The organism is Citrobacter sp. C13 (assembly GCF_014596815.2).
GTDB lineage: Bacteria > Pseudomonadota > Gammaproteobacteria > Enterobacterales > Enterobacteriaceae > Citrobacter > Citrobacter portucalensis.
The window spans coordinates 4,473,012-4,492,691 of the sequence record NZ_CP115024.1 but is presented as its reverse complement, the minus strand read 5'-3'; the positions used below and the strand labels follow the sequence as shown (position 1 = coordinate 4,492,691).

The 19,680-nt window shown below is 51.3% G+C and carries 16 protein-coding genes and 1 pseudogene; 13 read left to right on the top strand and 4 right to left on the bottom strand.

The genetic code is table 11. The features are described 5' to 3' along the window. The first annotated feature begins 97 nt into the window (after positions 1-97). Both aphA and IB222_RS21485 read left to right on the top strand, forming a co-directional pair. Positions 98-811 (top strand): acid phosphatase AphA, encoded by a 714-nt coding sequence (gene aphA, locus IB222_RS21490; protein ID WP_003826615.1) that lies wholly within the window; start codon positions 98-100, stop codon positions 809-811. A 127-nt stretch (positions 812-938) separates the two neighbouring features. Then, complete coding sequence (locus IB222_RS21485; RefSeq protein WP_148362570.1) at positions 939-1,295, top strand: MmcQ/YjbR family DNA-binding protein; 357 nt, start codon at positions 939-941, stop codon at positions 1,293-1,295. A gap of 583 nt (positions 1,296-1,878) precedes the next feature. On the opposite strand, the gene uvrA is transcribed toward IB222_RS21485, so the two are convergent. Beyond that, complete coding sequence (uvrA, locus tag IB222_RS21480; protein WP_003826619.1) at positions 1,879-4,701, bottom strand: excinuclease ABC subunit UvrA; 2,823 nt, start codon at positions 4,699-4,701, stop codon at positions 1,879-1,881. 251 nt (positions 4,702-4,952) lie between these two features. On the opposite strand from uvrA, the gene ssb1 reads away from it, so the two are divergent. From ssb1 to IB222_RS21460, 4 genes and pseudogenes are all read left to right on the top strand, one after another. Then, a complete protein-coding gene (gene ssb1, locus IB222_RS21475; RefSeq protein ID WP_003826621.1) occupies positions 4,953-5,477 on the top strand; it encodes a single-stranded DNA-binding protein SSB1 in 525 nt (174 codons plus the stop codon). A 377-nt stretch (positions 5,478-5,854) separates the two neighbouring features. Beyond that, a complete protein-coding gene (locus tag IB222_RS21470; protein WP_223240897.1) occupies positions 5,855-7,582 on the top strand; it encodes an autotransporter outer membrane beta-barrel domain-containing protein in 1,728 nt (575 codons plus the stop codon). A gap of 44 nt (positions 7,583-7,626) precedes the next feature. Then, positions 7,627-8,774 (top strand): IS3 family transposase gene (locus IB222_RS21465; RefSeq protein WP_113772681.1). Its coding sequence is split into 2 segments (ribosomal slippage): positions 7,627-7,864 and positions 7,864-8,774, totalling 1,149 coding nucleotides; the frame shifts between segments, so codons are not numbered across the junction. Positions 8,775-8,793: 19 nt separating this feature from the next. Continuing rightward, positions 8,794-9,396: pseudogene (locus IB222_RS21460) on the top strand (autotransporter outer membrane beta-barrel domain-containing protein); the annotation flags it as partial. A gap of 81 nt (positions 9,397-9,477) precedes the next feature. Here the strand turns inward: IB222_RS21460 and IB222_RS21455 are convergent. Further along, positions 9,478-9,759, bottom strand: coding sequence for a YjcB family protein (locus IB222_RS21455; protein ID WP_003826625.1), 282 nt, complete (start codon positions 9,757-9,759; stop codon positions 9,478-9,480). Between the two features lie 552 nt (positions 9,760-10,311). Here IB222_RS21455 and IB222_RS21450 point away from each other — a divergent pair. After that, on the top strand, positions 10,312-11,898 hold the full coding sequence (locus IB222_RS21450) for an EAL domain-containing protein (RefSeq protein ID WP_149385239.1): 1,587 nt from the start codon (positions 10,312-10,314) through the stop codon (positions 11,896-11,898). A 2-nt stretch (positions 11,899-11,900) separates the two neighbouring features. Here IB222_RS21450 and soxS read toward each other — a convergent pair whose 3' ends face one another. Beyond that, entirely contained in the window at positions 11,901-12,224 is a 324-nt protein-coding gene (gene soxS / locus IB222_RS21445; RefSeq protein ID WP_003031731.1) for a superoxide response transcriptional regulator SoxS, read from the bottom strand. A gap of 86 nt (positions 12,225-12,310) precedes the next feature. On the opposite strand from soxS, the gene soxR reads away from it, so the two are divergent. The 4 genes from soxR (at position 12,311) to IB222_RS21425 (ending at position 17,509) form a co-directional block, all read left to right on the top strand. Further along, positions 12,311-12,769: a redox-sensitive transcriptional activator SoxR gene (soxR, locus tag IB222_RS21440; RefSeq protein ID WP_043018085.1), complete on the top strand. Its 459-nt coding sequence runs from the start codon at positions 12,311-12,313 to the stop codon at positions 12,767-12,769. Between the two features lie 608 nt (positions 12,770-13,377). Then, complete coding sequence (gene ghxP / locus IB222_RS21435) at positions 13,378-14,727, top strand: guanine/hypoxanthine transporter GhxP (RefSeq protein ID WP_003826632.1); 1,350 nt, start codon at positions 13,378-13,380, stop codon at positions 14,725-14,727. A 157-nt stretch (positions 14,728-14,884) separates the two neighbouring features. Continuing rightward, on the top strand, positions 14,885-16,531 hold the full coding sequence (locus IB222_RS21430) for a Na+/H+ antiporter (protein WP_149385238.1): 1,647 nt from the start codon (positions 14,885-14,887) through the stop codon (positions 16,529-16,531). A 543-nt stretch (positions 16,532-17,074) separates the two neighbouring features. Continuing rightward, on the top strand, positions 17,075-17,509 hold the full coding sequence (locus tag IB222_RS21425; protein ID WP_223240925.1) for a transposase: 435 nt from the start codon (positions 17,075-17,077) through the stop codon (positions 17,507-17,509). A 59-nt stretch (positions 17,510-17,568) separates the two neighbouring features. On the opposite strand, the gene IB222_RS21420 is transcribed toward IB222_RS21425, so the two are convergent. Next, positions 17,569-18,459, bottom strand: coding sequence for a LysR family transcriptional regulator (locus IB222_RS21420; protein ID WP_003826636.1), 891 nt, complete (start codon positions 18,457-18,459; stop codon positions 17,569-17,571). 101 nt (positions 18,460-18,560) lie between these two features. On the opposite strand from IB222_RS21420, the gene IB222_RS21415 reads away from it, so the two are divergent. Both IB222_RS21415 and IB222_RS21410 read left to right on the top strand, forming a co-directional pair. Then, positions 18,561-18,971, top strand: coding sequence for a CidA/LrgA family protein (locus tag IB222_RS21415; RefSeq protein WP_003826638.1), 411 nt, complete (start codon positions 18,561-18,563; stop codon positions 18,969-18,971). Continuing rightward, a complete protein-coding gene (locus tag IB222_RS21410; RefSeq protein WP_003031745.1) occupies positions 18,964-19,653 on the top strand; it encodes an LrgB family protein in 690 nt (229 codons plus the stop codon). The genes IB222_RS21415 and IB222_RS21410 overlap by 8 nt, the downstream gene beginning before the upstream one ends. Positions 19,654-19,680: the final 27 nt, after the last annotated feature.

The window sequence follows — 19,680 nt, the reverse complement described above, 5'->3', positions numbered from 1 at the left end:
ATCCTTCCTTTCCCTCCCCCTAAGGGGTAAGGTCAGATAGTTTTTTGACCAGTTGTTAATAAAAAAATGATAACTAACTGACTACTTAGGGAAAAATATGCGCAAGTTTACGTTGGCACTGAGTGCCGTTTGTTTATTGTTCACGCTAAATCAGCCAGCCCAGGCACTCGTTTCTTCTCCCTCTCAGCTCAATCCAGGCACTAACGTTGCAAAGCTCGCTGAGCAGGCTCCCATTCACTGGGTCTCCGTGGCACAAATTGAAAACAGCCTGACCGGACGTCCGCCGATGGCCGTCGGGTTTGATATCGATGACACTGTCCTCTTTTCCAGCCCAGGCTTCTGGCGCGGTAAAAAAACGTATTCTCCGGACAGTGAGGATTACCTGAAGAATCCGGCCTTCTGGGAAAAAATGAACAATGGCTGGGACGAGTTCAGTATTCCAAAAGAAGTCGCGCGCCAGCTAATTGATATGCACGTGCGTCGCGGTGACAGCATCTTTTTCGTGACCGGGCGTAGCCAGACGAAGACTGAAACGGTGTCGAAAACGTTGTCTGATAACTTTCACATCCCGGCTGGCAATATGAATCCGGTCATTTTTGCCGGCGACAAGCCGGGTCAGAACACCAAAACGCAGTGGTTGCAGGATAAAAATATCCGCATGTTCTACGGTGACTCCGATAATGACATCACCGCCGCTCGCGACGTGGGTATTCGCGGTATTCGCATTTTGCGTGCCTCTAACTCCACTTATAAGCCGCTGCCACAGGCCGGTGCGTTTGGTGAAGAGGTGATCGTCAACTCGGAATATTGAGGACGCTGGCTGCGGATTGCTGTTTTTTTAAACAAATTTACATTGCTGGCTTTTACCTTTTGCGGACTTGCTGCACACTGAATAAAAGATGTTCTCATGAGGCAATATGCTGGTAAGGGGAATAAAGATGACGAATTCGGAGTTGCTGCAATACTGCATGGCAAAAACGGGCGCGGAGCAGAGCGTTCACAGTGACTGGAAGGCCACGCAAATCAAAGTCGAAGATGTGCTTTTTGCCATGGTAAAAGAGGTGGAAGAACGCCCGGCGGTGTCTCTGAAAACCAGCCCTGAACTGGCAGAACTGTTGCGCCAGCAGCATAGCGATGTTCGGCCAAGCAGGCATCTCAATAAAGCGCACTGGAGTACGGTGTATCTGGACGGCTCGCTGCCGGATTCACAGATTTATTATCTGGTCGACGCCTCTTATCAGCAGGCAGTGAACACGTTGCCGGAAGAGAAACGCCGGATACTGACGCAGCCCTGATCCGGTTCGCCGGATGCGGCGCAAGCGCCTTATCCGGCCTACAGGCTTTATGCCTGGTCTGTAGTTTCGTAGGCGCTGATAAGCGCAGTGCCATCAGGCACAACCGTAGCCGGATGCGGCGCAAGCGCCTTATCCGGCCTACAAGATTTATGCCTGGTCTGTAGTTTCGTAGGCGCTGATAAGCGCAGTGCCATCAGGCACAACCGTAGCCGGATGCGGTGTAAGCGCTTTATCCGGCCTACAAGCTTCATGCCTGGTCTGTAGTTTCGTAGGCCTGATAAGCGCAGTGCCATCAGGCACAACGGTTGCCGGATGCGGCGCAAGCACCTTATCCGGCCTACAAGATTTATGCCTGGTCTGTAGTTTCGTAGGCGCTGATAAGCGCAGTGCCATCAGGCACAACGGTTGCCGGATGCGGCGCAAGCACCTTATCCGGCGTACAAGATTTATGCCTGGTCTGTAGTTTCGTAGGCGCTGATAAGCGCAGTGCCATCAGGCACAACCGTTGCCGGATGCGGCGCAAGCGCCTTATCCGGCCTACAAGCTTCATGCATATTCTGTAGGCCAGACAAGTGTTGCGTAATTACAACAGCGGTTTGAGGAAGCGGGCTGTGTGTGAGGCTTCACACTCAGCGACCGTTTCTGGTGTGCCGGAGACAAGGATTTCGCCGCCGCCGCTGCCGCCTTCCGGACCGAGATCGACAATCCAGTCTGCGGTCTTAATCACGTCCAGATTGTGCTCAATCACCACGATGGTGTTGCCCTGATCCCGGAGCTGATGCAGCACGTCCAGCAGTTGCTGAATATCCGCAAAATGCAGACCGGTGGTCGGCTCATCGAGAATATACAGCGTTTGCCCGGTACCGCGTTTGGACAGTTCGCGCGCCAGCTTCACGCGCTGTGCTTCACCGCCCGAGAGCGTGGTAGCGGACTGACCCAGTCGAATGTACGTCAGGCCAACGTCCATCAGCGTTTGCAGCTTACGCGCCAGCGCCGGAACGGCATCGAAGAACTCACGTGCTTCTTCAATCGTCATATCCAGCACTTCGTGGATAGTCTTGCCTTTGTACTTAATTTCTAACGTTTCGCGGTTATAGCGCTTGCCTTTGCACTGATCGCACGGCACGTAGATATCCGGCAGGAAGTGCATTTCGACTTTGATCACGCCGTCGCCCTGACAGGCTTCACAGCGTCCGCCACGGACGTTAAAGCTGAAACGCCCCGGCGTGTAACCGCGTGCTCGTGACTCCGGTACACCAGCAAACAGTTCGCGCACTGGCGTAAACACCCCGGTGTAGGTTGCCGGGTTAGAGCGCGGCGTACGGCCAATCGGGCTTTGGTCAATGTCGATCACTTTGTCGAAATGTTCCAGGCCCTGAACGTCGCGATACGGCGCAGGTTCAGCCAGCGTCGCACCGTTTAGCGCCGTCTGCGCAATCGGGAACAGTGTGTCGTTAATCAGCGTCGATTTACCCGAACCGGAAACACCGGTAATGCAGGTAAATAAACCTACCGGCAGCGTCAGGGTGACATCTTTCAGGTTGTTACCGCGTGCGCCGGTGAGTTTCAGTACTTTCTCTGGGTCTGCCGCAACGCGCTGTTTAGGCACTTCAATCTTGCGTTTACCGCTCATGTACTGGCCGGTCAGCGACTCAGGCACTGCCATGATGTCGTCGAGCGTCCCTTCGGCGACGACCTGACCGCCGTGAACGCCAGCGCCGGGGCCGATATCGATCACGTGGTCAGCAGCGCGAATTGCATCTTCATCGTGCTCGACCACAATAACGGTATTACCCAGATTACGCAGGTGGATAAGCGTACCCAGCAGACGTTCGTTATCGCGCTGGTGCAGGCCAATAGACGGCTCATCCAGCACGTACATTACACCGACCAGACCCGCGCCGATCTGGCTTGCCAGACGAATACGCTGGGCCTCACCGCCGGAGAGTGTTTCTGCCGAACGCGATAGCGTCAGGTAGTTGAGGCCGACGTTGACCAGGAACTTCAGACGATCGCCAATCTCTTTAAGAATTTTCTCGGCAATCTTCGCCCGCTGACCCGCAAGCTTCAGATTGTTGAAGAAATCCATTGCATGACCGATGCTCATGTCAGAAATCGCAGGCAGCGGCGTATTTTCAACAAATACGTGACGAGCTTCCCGGCGTAAACGCGTCCCTTCACAGCTGGCGCAAGGTCGGTTACTGATGAACTTGGCTAATTCTTCACGTACTGCGCTGGATTCCGTCTCTTTATAGCGGCGCTCCATATTGTGCAATACGCCTTCGAACGGATGGCGACGTACGGACGTATCACCACGATCGTTCATGTATTTAAATTCGATATTCTCTTTACCGGAACCGTACAGTACCACTTTATGCACGGCAGGGTTCAGGCTGGCCCACGGGGCTTCAACGTCGAATTTATAGTGTTCCGCCAGAGACTTAAGCATCTGGAAGTAATAGAAGTTACGGCGATCCCAACCGCGGATAGCACCACCGGCCAGCGACAGTTCCGGGTTTTGGATCACCCGATCAGGATCGAAATATTGCTGCACGCCGAGACCGTCACAGGTTGGACACGCGCCCGCCGGGTTGTTAAACGAGAACAGCCGCGGTTCCAGTTCGCGCATGCTATAGCCGCAGATAGGGCAGGCGAAGTTGGCGGAGAACAGCAGTTCCTCCGCTTTCGGGTCGTCCATATCGGCGACCACCGCCGTACCGCCGGACAGTTCCAGCGCGGTTTCAAAGGATTCCGCCAGTCGTTGGGTGAGATCGTCACGGACTTTAAAGCGGTCAATCACCACTTCAATGGTGTGTTTCTTTTGCAGCTCAAGCTTGGGCGGATCGGAAAGGTCACACACTTCACCGTCGATACGGGCGCGGATATAGCCCTGGCCTGCCAGGTTTTCCAGCGTTTTGGTGTGCTCGCCTTTACGCTCTTTAATCACCGGTGCCAGCAGCATCAGACGCTTACCTTCCGGCTGCGACAAGACGTTATCCACCATCTGGCTTACGGTCTGGGCTGCCAGGGGAACGTCGTGATCCGGACAGCGCGGCTCGCCAACGCGGGCAAACAGCAGACGCAGATAGTCGTGAATTTCGGTAATTGTACCTACCGTGGATCGCGGGTTATGGGACGTCGATTTTTGTTCAATTGAGATGGCCGGAGACAGCCCCTCAATGTGGTCGACGTCAGGTTTTTCCATCAGCGACAGAAACTGACGCGCGTACGCGGAAAGGGATTCAACGTAACGACGCTGCCCTTCGGCATATAGGGTGTCGAAAGCGAGCGAAGATTTGCCTGAGCCCGAAAGCCCGGTGACGACAATCAGCTTGTCGCGCGGGATGACGAGGTTGATGTTTTTGAGATTATGGGTGCGGGCGCCCCGAACTTCGATCTTATCCATTCATCTTTCCCGGATTAAACGCTTTTTTGCCTGGCTGCATGGTGCTACCGGCGATCACAAACGGTTAATTATGACACAACCTGACCTGAATGGATATACAGTATTGGAATGCAAAACGCAGACGTCTGTGCAACAATGTCTGGCTGGGGTTGTTTACTGGAATCAACTTCGCAACGTAGTAAAAGCGCTATTGGAAATGCTACAATCCCGCGCTTACACTTATTCAGTAACGTTTTTCAGGAGACACGATCATGGCCAGCAGAGGCGTAAACAAGGTGATTCTCGTCGGTAATCTGGGCCAGGACCCGGAAGTACGCTATATGCCGAATGGTGGCGCAGTTGCCAACATTACGCTGGCTACTTCCGAATCCTGGCGTGATAAAGCGACCGGTGAAATGAAAGAGCAGACTGAATGGCACCGTGTTGTGCTGTTTGGCAAACTGGCGGAAGTGGCCAGCGAATATCTGCGTAAAGGTTCTCAGGTCTATATCGAAGGTCAGTTGCGTACCCGCAAATGGACCGATCAGTCCGGCGTAGAAAAGTACACCACAGAAGTTGTGGTTAACGTTGGCGGCACCATGCAAATGCTGGGTGGTCGTCAGGGTGGTGGTGCTCCGGCAGGTGGCGGTCAGCAGCAGGGCGGTTGGGGTCAACCTCAGCAGCCGCAGGGTGGCAACCAGTTCAGCGGCGGCGCGCAGTCTCGTCCGCAACAGTCAGCTCCGGCTGCGCCGTCTAACGAGCCGCCGATGGATTTCGACGACGATATTCCGTTCTAATCGTGACCAAACGATTCTTATCGTAATGAATCAAAAGCCCTATTTTATATGGGGCTTTTTGTTTTTGACGATTTTCTCATATGTATTAATCGAATGTTTTGCAAGAAAAAATCGAAATATAAATACTGTGGATAATTAACATTTTAATAGATGCATATAATAATATTGATAGTAATCAAATTCAAATAAAATATCTTAAATTTATGTGCTTAATAAGTCACAAAATATTGACAGCGTAATATTTTGCATTAAATAATGCTCTGAGATTGTCAATTCATCATTGATACAAGTGTATTGTTCTCCGATCTCTTTCTATTGGTGAGGGTTTGATAATCGTTTTGATATTTCTATATTCTTTTGTGTTTCGGAGTCTATATATGTATCAATGGAAAAATAATGCTAAGGTAATATTGCCTTTAGCATTGTCAGTGAGCATAAGTAATGCGCTATATTCTGGCGGAGCAATTGCTAAAAACTATGAGTTAAACTACATCGGTGATAATCCTGAAAGTTCGGGTATTAGCATCAAAGATACGATAGCAGGTGACAACAACTACGATTTTACGGTGAAAGTTGATAATCCTGTGCGAGGTGAAGGTAACGGTCTTGAGGTCAAGATTGGCAACATCACGAGTGATCAGGGCGGTGAATATCATATTGGTAATTACAACGTCAATATTGGTGGGACCACGCAGCAGGATCACCGTTCTGGATTAGCCTTCTTTGGGTTGTCCGCTGAGGGCAATGATACCAAAGTGACCGTCGACAATTTTAGTCTTAAAAATAATTTCCTGATTGGCTCTAAGTACACACATAACAATACTGCATTATATGCAGGCGATGGCGCTGATGTTTCCGTCAACGGCAATGTGTACATTCGTTCTGAGGTTGAGCACACCAAACAGGGTGAAGATGCAACGTTGGCCAATAACGGAATTTATGCGCGGGGTGCGGGCTCAACCATTACGGCAAACGGTGGCGATATATACATTAATACCTACGCCAGTAACTTTAAAGAACTCCTGGAGAACAATAGTGGCTACCCGAAAGGGTCATCAAAAAGTGATGCGGTCAGCGCTAAAGACGGTGGCGTCGTTAATATTAATCAGGCCGGAGGCAACAAGGTTAATCTATTAGGTAACCTCGACTTTGGCGATAAGCTTTATTCTAATACAAGCCAAATGAATATTACGCTTAATGGTGCAGATTCATACTGGCATGGACATGAAGCTAATTACTTTGATGAAAAAATCGGGAAATGGAGCGGCGATCTCAATCTTACGTTGGTGAATAATGCCCACTGGATCCCCGATGGTAAAGATGCGGAAATCAGTGCCATCACCCTGAAAGACGGCGGCACGGTAAACCTACATGGTTTTAATCTACATACCAACCAGAGTATCAACGAAACCGTTAAAATTCATGATTTGAAAGGGAATAACGGTATTTTCCTAATTGATGTCAATACTAATAAAACAGATGAGCAACGACGCAACGGTAGTGACTTCATTGAGGTTGTTAAAAGTAGTACCGGCGGTACACATGCGATTGAAGCGTTGAATATTAACAAGCTCACTGATTTGAAGGAAGACATCTGGGTTGCCGATGCGGCAAGTAATGTGGCGTTCGAAGCGTACGATAAAGTCGATATTACGAACGAGTATGTGTATGACTATAAACCGCTGCTGCGTTCTGATATTCGTGAAGGCGATCCGCAAAGCCAGTACGGAACCAACTGGTATATCACGGGTGTTTCGACGAAAGCCAGCGCAGGTAGTAACACCGTGATAGCCAATGCCGGTCTGAACTACGCCATGGCAACTGCCCGTCTTGAAATCGACAGCCTGAATAAGCGTTTAGGCGAACTCCGCAAGGACCAGCAGCAAAATGGTCTGTGGATCCGCTATAAAGGTGGTGAAATAGAGAGTGATACAGGGAGCTACTTCAAAAACTTGTATAGCTTCTGGCAACTCGGCTATGACAACAAAGAAGAAGGCGAGGAGTCTGTCTGGACGCGAGGGATCGCCGCGCATTACATGAGAGGCAATGCAGACTTCACTTATGGTACTGGCGATAACAAGAGCTATGAATCGCCACGGGTTTAACAGACACCTCAGAGTCATTTAAGATGGCTTAAAGAGAGGTGCCCATGAGCGGTAAGCGTTATCCCGAAGAGTTTAAAACTGAAGCAGTCAAACAGGTTGTTGATCGCGGTTATTCTGTTGCCAGCGTGGCAACACGTCTCGATATCACCACCCACAGCCTTTACGCCTGGATAAAGAAGTACGGTCCGGATTCTTCCACTAATAAAGAACAGTCAGATGCTCAGGCCGAGATCCGTCGTCTCCAGAAAGAGCTGAAGCGGGTTACCGACGAACGGGACATATTAAAAAAAGCCGCGGCGTACTTCGCAAAGCTGTCCGACTGAGGTACGCCTTTATCCGTGACAACACCTGTTGCTGGCCTGTTCGCCTGCTCTGTCGGGTGCTGGATGTTCATCCCAGTGGTTTTTACGCCTGGCTTCAGCAGCCGCATTCTCAACGCCATCAGGCAGACCTGAGACTGACAGGACAGATTAAACAGTTCTGGCTGGAATCGGGATGCGTCTATGGTTATCGCAAAATCCATCTGGATCTGCGGGACAGCGGGCAACAGTGCGGAGTGAACAGAGTCTGGCGACTGATGAAACGTGTCGGGATAAAGGCTCAGGTCGGATACCGGAGCCCGCGGGCACGTAAAGGCGAGGCCAGTATCGTGTCGCCCAACAGGCTCCAGCGACAGTTCAATCCGGATGCTCCTGATGAGCGTTGGGTAACAGACATAACCTACATCAGGACCCACGAAGGCTGGCTGTATCTTGCTGTGGTTGTTGATCTGTTCTCACGCAAAATTATCGGCTGGTCCATGCAATCCCGGATGACAAAGGACATTGTCCTGAACGCACTGCTGATGGCTGTATGGCGGCGTAATCCCCAAAAACAGGTGCTGGTTCATTCGGATCAGGGCAGTCAGTACACAAGCCATGAGTGGCAGTCTTTCCTGAAATCACACGGCCTGGAGGGCAGCATGAGCCGTCGCGGTAACTGCCATGATAATGCGGTTGCAGAAAGCTTTTTCCAGTTGTTGAAACGCGAACGGATAAAGAAAAAGATCTACGGAACGCGGGAAGAAGCCCGCAGTGATATTTTTGATTACATCGAAATGTTTTATAACAGTAAGCGTCGGCATGGTTCTAGCGATCAGATGTCACCGACAGAATATGAAAACCAGTATTATCAACGGCTCGGAAGTGTCTAGATTATCTGTGGCGATTCACTATGGTGGTTCACTTTATGTTGCCTGGAATCGTCCAGAGAAACTAGATTACCTGGATTTGGTACTGAAATATAGCCGCCATGAAAGTGACTTCAATTACAGGAACACATACGGCAACTCTGGCTTTGCAGATAGCAGTACATGGTCAATCAGTGCCAGTGCAGAATACGGTCGCGAGTTTAGCTTAGGAAACTCTACTTTTATCGAACCGCAAGGTCAGCTGGTGTATACCTATCTGGATGAGGCCAGTTATACCACCAGTAGTGGGTTGAAAGTCCGTCAAAACGATATAGACAGCGTTATTGGTCGTGTCGGATTGCGCGGAGGTTATCGGTTTGAATCGCGCCCGGATAGCGATATTTACGTGAAGCTGGATTTGCTGCATGAGTTTGCTGGCGATCGTGATGTTATCGTTTGGGGTAAAGATGCCTTACTGAAAGTGAGTGAAGGAGGAAGTGACTCTTGGATCAACTATGGTATAGGTACCAATATCCATCTTACTCAGAACAATAACTCCCGGTTGTATGTTGATCTGGAAAGGTCGGCGGGAGGTGACATTGATATGAACTGGCAGGTTAACGCGGGTTTCCGTATGGAGTGGTAGTTCATAGCCTTGAATCGGGTCACTTAACCTAAAAATGAGCGTCCGACTGAAGCCTGGGTTCAGTCGGACGCTTTCTTACGATCAGTTCAACACCATCGGCCAATCTGGCGGTGTGTGGCTCATCACGTCAACCATCACGGTTTCAATGTTCTTCCAGATAGCGGACATATCCACCAGGGTTATGCCGAGCAATCCAGTCGCAAACCAGCAGGCAAAAACCAGCCCCAAACCGCTGCTAATGACGGCCAGGCCAATATAATCTGATTTACGAAAACGGATATTGAGCGTACTGGCTAAAAACATCAGCACCGCGCTGAGTAGTTGCCACCGCAGAAGAACCACGCCAGTTGTTATTGTCGCCATGAAAAACGTCCTCAGAAAGTCTGGATGCCCAGGACAGCGCGGGGGTGTTCACCGAGGGTGTGATACTCTGGCTATCGACGGGCAATAACATGAATGAAACATTGTTTCTGTTACATGATTTTTGTGAACTATATCACAACTGGTCGTTTGTTCACCACTATTGGACGTTATTTTTGTAGGGCAAAAACCACTCTAAATGTGTGGCTTTATTTAATGAAGGGTTGATAAAAAATAACCATGCTTTAAACATGCATTTAATCTACTTGTTATATTTATCCTAAATTAAACGTTAAAAAACTTTAATGAATTTCTTAAACGCAGCCAGGATAATGCTCATAAAAAATTACTCCTTGGGGATAATAACGTTATGAAATAAGCATGACTTTAAGTTTGCCTTACGGAAAAATAATATCATCATCAACTATTATCAGACTTTTACATAGAGAAGTCTGTTGCTAATACTGATAGATTCATGCAACTTAATCAGTCGGTGTTTATAGCATCCTGCCTTGATGGGTTCTGGCATATACGAAACAGGGAAATAGGGCTGACATGAATCACAGAGCGCGACGCAAGCTGCTGAAGTTCCTGGGAACATTCATGGTGGTATTGTTCCCCGTGGTGCTGGCGATATGGTTTGCACACATCCGGGCGATGACCGAAACCCATAGCCAACTCCGCTCTTTTGCTCAACTGGTGTTAAATAAAACAGAATTGGTGATCCTACAAGCTGATTTGGCGCGTGATATGGCCCAGTTGTATCAGGGTAAGATGTGTACCCCGGCACATCAGAAAAGTATGCTAAATATTATTCGCGGTCGTTTATATATCAGTGAGCTAATTTATGCGCAGGGCGATCACTTTTTGTGCTCTACGTCGATGGCGCCGCCTGTTACTTATATTATGCCGACAGCCGATTATAAACGTACGCCGGATATCTCCATCTATTACTACCGCGATACCCCTTTTTTCGCTGGCTACAGAATGACGTACATGCAACGCGGGAACTACGTCGCAGTCATCAATCCATTGTCCTACAGCGAAGTCATGTCAGATGATCCGGATCTCTCCTGGGGCGTGTATGACACAGTAACAGATACGTTTTTCTCTGCCAGCGAAGCGGCAAATATTGCGCAATTCGCGCCGCTCATACGCGGTGAAGCCTCGACCTTTCAACAAGACGATCGCTTCTACACCATCGTGCATTCAGAAAAACGTCCAATTGCGATTATTGTGTCGACCTCAGACAACCGCGTAAGTCAGATTTTCTATCACGAGGCGGCATTAACCATTCCCTTCGGGATTATCTGCAGCATCCTGATACTGCTAATGTGGTGGCGCACGCGCCAGGAATACTTATCTCCCCGGCGCTTATTAAAACGCGCGATCAAAAAACGTCAGCTTTGCCTGCATTACCAGCCGATCATTGATATTAAGAATGGGCAATGTGTTGGTGCTGAAGCTCTGTTGCGCTGGCCGGGTTGTAAAGGTGAGGTGATGAGCCCGACGGAGTTTATTCCGCTGGCTGAAAAAGAGGGAATGATTGAGCGGATCACGGATTATGTCGTTGAAGAGGTGTTCAACGATTTGGGGTATTTTCTTTCGGCGCATCCTCAGCTTTCTATCTCGATTAACCTTTCCGCTTCTGACTTTCATTCATCCCGATTGATTGCTCTGATTAACGACAAAAATCGTGAGTACTCCGTGGCGGCCCAGCAAATTAAAGTCGAAGTGACCGAGCGTGGGTTCATAGATGTACATAAAATGACCCCAATAATCCAGGCGTTCCGCAAGGCGGGTTATGAAGTGGCGTTTGATGATTTTGGCACGGGATATTCCAATCTACATAATTTGTCCGCGTTGAATATCGATATCCTGAAGATCGACAAATCGTTTATTAGCACGCTGTCCAGTAACAGCACCAGTCACCTGATTGCCGAACATATCATCGAAATGGCGCAAAGCTTACACCTGAAGACAATTGCAGAAGGGGTGGAAACGAAGGAGCAAATCGAATGGCTGCTTGAGCGAGGCGTACAGTATTGTCAGGGCTGGTATTTTGCGAAGGCGCTACCGCCGCAGGAGTTCATGCACTGGGTACAACGGTCGCCCGCTATACTGACGCAGAGCGGGCAGTGATCTTACAGGCGGTGGCGGTAGTCGCTGGGAGTACGATCAAATTCGCGGCGAAACACGCGCGAGAAGGTTTGTTGCGATACATAACCAAGATCCATCGCGATATCAAAAATAGGTCGCTCAGTCGTCCGCAGTTCAACGGCGGCCAGCAAAAGTCGACGCTGGCGGATGTAGTCACCCAATGTCTGGCGCGTCACCGTGCGGAACATTCTTTGTAAATACCACTTCGAGTAACCTGATTTTTTCGCCACCGCCTCAATGTTCAGCGGTTGATCGATATGTTCATCAATCCATTCAATAAGGGTCTGAATAATCTGCTGATGGGACATAGGGCTGCCTCTTTCTCAGTATTCGATTCGTCGTTTTGTCTGTGGGCGAGTATAATTCCTCAAGTTAACTTGAGGTAAAGCGATTTATGGAAAAGAAATTACCCCGGATAAAAGCGCTGCTCACGCCAGGTGAAGTCGCCAGGCGTAGCGGCGTGGCGGTATCGACCCTGCATTTCTATGAAAGCAAAGGGTTAATCAGTAGCATGCGCAATAGCGGCAATCAGCGGCGATACAAACGTGATGTGTTGCGTTACGTCGCGATAATCAAGATTGCTCAACGCATCGGGATCCCGCTGGCCACGATCGGTGACGCGTTAGGTGTATTACCTGAAGGGCATTCACTCAGTGCCAAAGAGTGGAAGCAGCTCTCTTCGCAATGGCGTGAAGAACTGGACCGACGTATTCATACTTTGGTGGCGCTACGCGATGAGCTGGATGGGTGTATTGGTTGCGGATGCTTGTCACGCAGCGATTGCCCGTTGCGTAACCCAGGCGATCAGCTTGGCGAGCAGGGGACCGGAGCGCGCCTGCTGGAAGATGATTAATTGGTTTAAAATATGTGACGGGTATGAAGGATATAAAACTAAAGCGCCACAGAGGGCGCTTTAGTTTGGTTCCGGTCTTTGTCTTTCACTCTATCCCGCTGGTTCACGGGAGGGTTTCCCCCGACATCAACACCCCTCAGTCGAGCACATTAGGGGAGGTTCCGGCCTGTGTTGATAATGTAAGTGTAAGCCACCTCCCTCCATTTGCCAGTGAAATGGTGATTTTTTAGCCAAAAAATTTTATGCATCTTCACCTGTTTTCTTGCGCGAGTTGCGCGAAATAAACACGCCGATGTTGTAATAACTCCGCGAAATTTGTTGCCAAATTGCGCATTGACGATAACGTTTGCGCATCGACTGGTTATTTCTTGCGCGTTATAAGAAGAAATGAGTAAAAAGCGGCAAAGTTCAGTTGAAAACCAGCGTATGATCGCTGGATAATCGTTTGCTTTTTTTTACCACCCGTTTTTTATGCGCGGAGCTAAACGTTTGCTTTTTTGCGACACCCCTATTGACGCAAACCTGGCACATGGAGAAAACGTTTAGCAGGCAGTGGATTGTCCAGCACGCATAATGACGAAAAAATAAACTCTCAGGGGATGTTTTCTATGTCTACGCCTTCAGCGCGTACCGGCGGTTCACTCGACGCCTGGTTTAAAATTTCGCTCCGCGGCAGTACCGTTCGTCAGGAAGTCGTTGCCGGATTAACGACCTTCCTGGCCATGGTCTACTCCGTTATCGTGGTTCCGGGGATGCTGGGTAAAGCCGGGTTCCCGCCTGCTGCTGTATTTGTGGCGACCTGTCTGGTCGCAGGCGTCGGTTCAATCGTGATGGGCCTGTGGGCAAACCTGCCGCTGGCAATTGGTTGCGCCATTTCTCTGACCGCGTTTACCGCATTCAGCCTGGTGCTGGGCCAACATATTAGCGTGCCTGTTGCGCTGGGGGCGGTGTTCCTGATGGGTGTCCTGTTTACCATCATTTCCGCGACCGGTATCCGTAGCTGGATCCTGCGCAATCTGCCGCAGGGCGTTGCGCATGGCACGGGGATTGGTATCGGCCTGTTCCTGCTGCTGATTGCGGCAAACGGTGTTGGCCTGGTGATTAAGAACCCGCTGGACGGCCTGCCGGTTGCGCTGGGTGACTTCGATACTTTCCCGGTCATTATGTCGTTGATTGGTCTGGCGGTGATTATTGGCCTCGAAAAACTGAAAGTACCGGGTGGCATTCTGCTGACCATTATCGGTATTTCCGTGGTTGGTCTGATTTTCGACCCGGCCGTGCATTTCTCCGGCATTTTTGCTATGCCGTCTCTGAGTGATGAAAACGGCAACTCGTTGATCGGCAGCCTGGATATCATGGGTGCACTGAACCCGATTGTCCTGCCGAGCGTGCTGGCGCTGGTCATGACCGCTGTCTTCGATGCAACCGGAACCATCCGCGCGGTAGCCGGACAGGCGAATCTGCTGGATAAAGACGGACAGATTATTGACGGTGGCAAAGCGCTGACCACTGACTCCCTGAGCAGCGTGTTCTCTGGTCTGGTGGGTGCAGCTCCGGCGGCGGTTTACATTGAATCCGCAGCGGGTACGGCGGCTGGCGGTAAAACTGGCCTGACGGCGATCACCGTTGGCGTGTTGTTCCTGCTGATCCTGTTCCTCTCTCCGCTCTCTTATCTTGTACCTGTGTACGCAACGGCACCTGCGCTGATGTATGTGGGCCTGTTGATGCTGAGCAACGTCGCGAAAATCGACTTTGCTGACTTTGTCGACGCAATGGCAGGACTGGTTACGGCCGTATTTATCGTGCTGACCTGTAACATCGTTACCGGCATCATGATTGGCTTTGCCACCCTGGTAATTGGCCGCATCGTTTCTGGTGAATGGCGCAAACTGAACATCGGCACAGTGGTGATCGCCATCGCGCTGGTGGCCTTCTACGCCGGCGGTTGGGCTATCTGATTCTGATTTCCTGACGATCCTAAAAACGGGTGGCTTTGGCCGCCCGTTTTCATTTTCAGAACACACTCGTTGTCTTTTGCGTTACTCTCAATTAGATAGAATTGAGGCACGACGCCTCTCATTAGCAATCATAAGAAACATCGCAAACAGGGAACGCATGGAAATCTTTTTCACCATACTCATCATGACCCTTGTGGTCTCGCTGTCGGGGGTATTTACTCGCGTATTGCCCTTCCAACTTCCTTTACCCCTTATGCAGATCGCCATCGGCGCCTTGCTGGCGTGGCCGACGTTTGGTTTGCATGTGGAATTCGATCCTGAGCTGTTCCTGGTTCTGTTCATCCCGCCGCTGCTCTTTGCCGATGGCTGGAAGACGCCAACGCGTGAGTTTCTCGAGCACGGGCGAGAGATTTTCGGCCTGGCGCTGGCGCTGGTACTGGTCACGGTGGTCGGCATTGGCTTTATGATTTACTGGCTAGTGCCGGGGATCCCTCTCATCCCAGCCTTTGCGCTGGCTGCTGTGCTATCGCCAACCGATGCTGTCGCACTTTCCGGCATTGTGGGAGAGGGACGTATACCGAAGAAAATCATGGGTATCCTGCAGGGCGAAGCGTTGATGAACGACGCCTCCGGTCTGGTCTCTCTGAAGTTTGCCGTCGCCGTGGCGATGGGCACGATGGTATTCACCGTTGGTGGCGCAACGCTTGAGTTCTTCAAAGTGGCGATTGGCGGCATCCTGGCTGGTTTTGTCGTCAGTTGGCTGTACGGCCGCTCCCTGCGCTTCCTCAGCCGCTGGGGCGGTGACGAGCCGGCAACGCAAATCGTCCTGCTGTTCCTGCTGCCGTTTGCGTCTTACCTGATTGCGGAACATATCGGCGTTTCCGGTATCCTCGCGGCGGTCGCTGCCGGGATGACGATCACCCGTTCCGGGGTGATGCGCCGCGCGCCGCTGGCGATGCGTTTACGTGCTAACAGTACCTGGGCGATGCTGGAGTTTGTATTTAACGGCATGGTCTTCTTGCTGTTAGGGCTACAGTTACCGGGAATTCTGGAGTCTTCTTTGGCGGCGGCAGAGGTCGACCCGAACGTTGAAATCTGGATGCTGTTTACCGATGTCGTGCTGATTTACGTGGCGCTAATGCTGGTACGTTTTGGCTGGCTGTGGACCATGAAAAAGTTCAGTCTGCGCTTCCTGAAGAAAAAACCGATGGAGTTTGGATCCTGGACGACGCGTGAAATCATGATCGCCTCTTTTGCCGGTGTACGCGGGGCAATTACTCTTGCTGGTGTGCTCTCCATTCCACTGTTGTTACCAGACGGTAGCGGCTTCCCGGCGCGATATGAGCTGATCTTCCTTGCCGCAGGCGTGATCCTGTTTTCGCTGTTTGTTGGCGTGGTGATGCTGCCGATTCTGCTACAACATCTGGAAGTGGCAGACCACTCGCAGCAGCAGAAAGAGGAACGTATTGCCCGCGCTGCCACGGCAGAAGTGGCGATTGTCGCGATCCAGAAAATGGAGGAGCGACTGGCCGCGGACACCGAAGAGAACATCGATAACCAGTTGCTCACCGAGGTGAGTTCACGCGTGATTGGTAACCTGCGCCGACGCGCCGACGGGCGCAACGATGTGGAAAGCTCGATGCAGGAAGAAAACCTCGAACGGCGTTTCCGCCTGGCAGCGCTACGTTCAGAACGCGCGGAGCTTTATCACCTGCGCGCCACGCGTGAAATCAGCAATGAAACGCTGCAAAAATTACTGCACGACCTGGATTTGCTGGAAGCGCTGTTGATCGAGACTCAGTAAACGGTAGTGCCTGATGCGCTACGCTTATCAGGCCTACAAGATCGGTAATAGCGATGTAGGCCGGATAAGGCGCTAGCCGCATCCGGCGAAAGGTGTGCCTGATGCGCTACGCTTATCAGGCCTACAAGATCGGTAATAGCGATGCAGGCCGGATAAGGCGCTAACCGCATCAGGCGAAAGGTGTGCCTGATGCGCTACGCTTATCAGGCCTACAAGATCGGTAATAGCGATGCAGGCCGGGTAAGGCGTTAGCCGCATCCGGCGAAAGGTGTGCCTGATGCGCTACGCTTATCAGGCCTACAAGACCGGCAACAGCGATGTAGGCCGGATAAGGCGCTAACCGCATCCGGCGAAAGGTGTGCCAAATGGCGCGCAACTGGCTGCAAGAAATTATTCATCGTGTAATTTGCGAGCGGCTTTCCTGAACGAATCCATCCCTCTTGTTGATTCCCTCTTTTCTCCATACGGTTGAGGAAAGGGGGAAACATGTCCAACTATCGACGAAATTACATCAATGGGGGAACCTAGTTTTTTACGGTAAATCTGCAGGACCGTCGAAGCCATCTTCTGACTGCCAACATTCACGCGCTTCGGTGTGCAATCGCTGAGGTCAAAAAGGTTAGGCCTTTTCGCATTAATGCGTGGGTCGTTTTACCCGAGCATATGCATTGCATATGGACGTTACCTGACAATGATGCGGATTATTCCTCTCGCTGGCGGGAAATTAAGAAGCATTTCACCCACTCATTGTCTTCCCGACATATCTGGCAATCTCGCTTTTGGGAGCACACCATTCGTGATGAACATGATTATCGCCAGCATGTTGATTATATTTACATTAACCCGGTGAAGCACGGTTGGGTAAAGCAGGTACAGGACTGGCCTTTTTCAACATTTCATCGTGATGTGAGGCACGGTTTGTACCCGCAAGATTGGGCAGGTGAAATAATGGATTTTAATGCGGGTGAACGTGCCTGATGCGCTACGCTTATCAGGCCTACAAGACCAGCATACCGATGTAGGCCGCATCCGGCATTTTACGACGCTTGCGGTAGCCAAAATCCTTCACAGCATTTGAGCCACGCCTGGGCGCTGTGCGACAGATAAACGCCTTCGCGCCAAATCATGCCCAACTGCCAGCGCAAATCACTCTCCAGAGGGATCCAGCGCAGAGTTTGCTTATCCAGGCGCTGGCAAATCGGCTCCGGTAAAATGGCAATCCCGACTCCGGCTTGTACCATTGCCGCCAGAAAATCCCACTGCCCGCTGCGCACCGCTATGCGGGGCTTGACGTTGTGTTGGCTAAACAGCTCAAGCAATTGGCGGCTCAACGCGAAATCTTCGTTGTAGATAAGCAGCGGATGTTCCGCCAGCGCCTCAGGGGGAATGGATTCGCACGTTGTCCACTGACCGGAGCGAGGAACCAACACGCAGAGTGGATGGCTAAAAAGCGGCAGGGTTGCCAGACCGCTCTCTTCTTCAACCGGCAGCGCGGTCATCGCGACATCCAGGTCACCGTTCATTACCGCCTGCTGAACGGTTAAGCCGCCAAATTCAGAGACCTTCAGCTCCACGCCGGGATAGCGCTGGCGAAACAGGCCGATCGGCCCGGCCATCAACATCCCCACCATGGGCGGGATACCGAGGCGCAGCACGCCCTTGTTGAGGTGATTAATGTCACTGAGTTCCGCTTCAAGCTGGCGAAACTCGGCAAGGATCGCCAGGCCGCGTTCGAAAACGACCTGCCCGGTGTCGGTTAACAGCAGTCGCCGACCGTCGCGGATTAACAGCGTGCAGTTAAGCTCGTCTTCAAGGTTCTTCAACATCTTGCTGATGGTGGGCTGGGTGACAAAAAGCTTCTCCGCTGCGCGGGTAAAGCTCTGCTGACGAACCACCTCAACAAAATATCTCAGCGTTCTGATATCCATGATTATTCCTTAAGACTATGCCTGCAATGAGTTTAATTCATTTCAGTCCTGGACGGGGGCTCTCTATACTGGCGCTCTCTATTTTTTAAGGACATACCCTCATGGCTGTGGCGATAAGCCGCGTGACGCCTGCCGTTATTCATCGACTCCAGATCCCCGTTCAGGTTCTGTTGTATGCAGGTCTCTTTGTATTTGCTCAATATCTTGTCTCCTGGCTGCATCTGCCGCTTCCTGCCAACCTGGTAGGGATGGTGCTGATGCTGGCGTTAATTGTCTGTCGGGTTATCCCGCTGAACTGGATTCGCGCAGGTGCTCGCTGGTTACTGGCTGAAATGCTTCTGTTTTTTGTCCCGGCGGTGGTCGCCGTTGTGAACTACACGCAGCTGTTGCTGGTTGATGGCTGGCGTATATTTGCCGTGATTGCGATCAGTACGCTGATGGTGCTCGGCGCAACGGCGTGGGTCGTGGATAAAGTGTATCGCTATGAAATGCGCAGGCTAAACCGTGAGTAATTTCCAGTTAAGTGTATTGTGTCTGGTGATTACGCTGGGTATCTACTTTGCCAATAAGCGTCTGTATCGCCGTTTTCGTAAATTACCCCTGATGCCATTAGTTCTCACCCCGGCCCTGCTGGTGCTGATGCTGGTTTTCGGCCATATCTCCTGGCAAAACTATATTGGTGAATCGCACTGGTTGCTGTGGCTGTTAGGCCCGGCTACCATCGCCTTTGCCGTTCCGGTGTATGACAACCTTGCCGTGATTAAGCGTCACTGGATGTCGCTGACGGCGGGCGTGGTAACGGCAACGCTGGTGGCCGTCACCAGTTCCGTATGGCTGGCGCGCCTGTTTATGTTGCCTGATGAGATCCAACGCAGTCTGGCGGTGCGCTCCGTCACCACACCGTTTGCGCTGGCGGCAGCAGAACCGTTGGGCGGGCAGCCGGACCTGGTGGCATTGTTCGTGGTGGTGACCGGCGTATTTGGTATGGCGGTCGGCGATGTGCTGTTTTTACGGCTTTCCATTCGTGAAGGGATGGCGAAAGGCGCAGGATTTGGCGCAGCATCGCACGGTGCAGGCACGGCTCGCTCTTATGAACTCGGTCAGCAAGAGGGGGTAGTTGCCAGTCTGGTGATGATGCTTTCTGGCGTGGTGATGGTGCTGGTAGCGCCGCTGGTGGCGAGGCTGATGTTCTGAGAAAGGATGTAATCCTCCGGCCCGAAA

Bases quoted from the DNA above. Each gene is read 5' to 3' on its own strand.
- aphA (WP_003826615.1), top strand. From the start codon at position 98: ATGCGCAAGTTTACGTTGGCACTGAGTGCCGTTTGTTTATTGTTCACG.
- IB222_RS21485 (WP_148362570.1), top strand. From the start codon at position 939: ATGACGAATTCGGAGTTGCTGCAATACTGCATGGCAAAAACGGGCGCG.
- uvrA (WP_003826619.1), bottom strand. From the start codon at position 4,701: ATGGATAAGATCGAAGTTCGGGGCGCCCGCACCCATAATCTCAAAAAC.
- ssb1 (WP_003826621.1), top strand. From the start codon at position 4,953: ATGGCCAGCAGAGGCGTAAACAAGGTGATTCTCGTCGGTAATCTGGGC.
- IB222_RS21470 (WP_223240897.1), top strand. From the start codon at position 5,855: ATGTATCAATGGAAAAATAATGCTAAGGTAATATTGCCTTTAGCATTG.
- IB222_RS21455 (WP_003826625.1), bottom strand. From the start codon at position 9,759: ATGGCGACAATAACAACTGGCGTGGTTCTTCTGCGGTGGCAACTACTC.
- IB222_RS21450 (WP_149385239.1), top strand. From the start codon at position 10,312: ATGAATCACAGAGCGCGACGCAAGCTGCTGAAGTTCCTGGGAACATTC.
- soxS (WP_003031731.1), bottom strand. From the start codon at position 12,224: ATGTCCCATCAGCAGATTATTCAGACCCTTATTGAATGGATTGATGAA.
- soxR (WP_043018085.1), top strand. From the start codon at position 12,311: ATGGAAAAGAAATTACCCCGGATAAAAGCGCTGCTCACGCCAGGTGAA.
- ghxP (WP_003826632.1), top strand. From the start codon at position 13,378: ATGTCTACGCCTTCAGCGCGTACCGGCGGTTCACTCGACGCCTGGTTT.
- IB222_RS21430 (WP_149385238.1), top strand. From the start codon at position 14,885: ATGGAAATCTTTTTCACCATACTCATCATGACCCTTGTGGTCTCGCTG.
- IB222_RS21420 (WP_003826636.1), bottom strand. From the start codon at position 18,459: ATGGATATCAGAACGCTGAGATATTTTGTTGAGGTGGTTCGTCAGCAG.
- IB222_RS21415 (WP_003826638.1), top strand. From the start codon at position 18,561: ATGGCTGTGGCGATAAGCCGCGTGACGCCTGCCGTTATTCATCGACTC.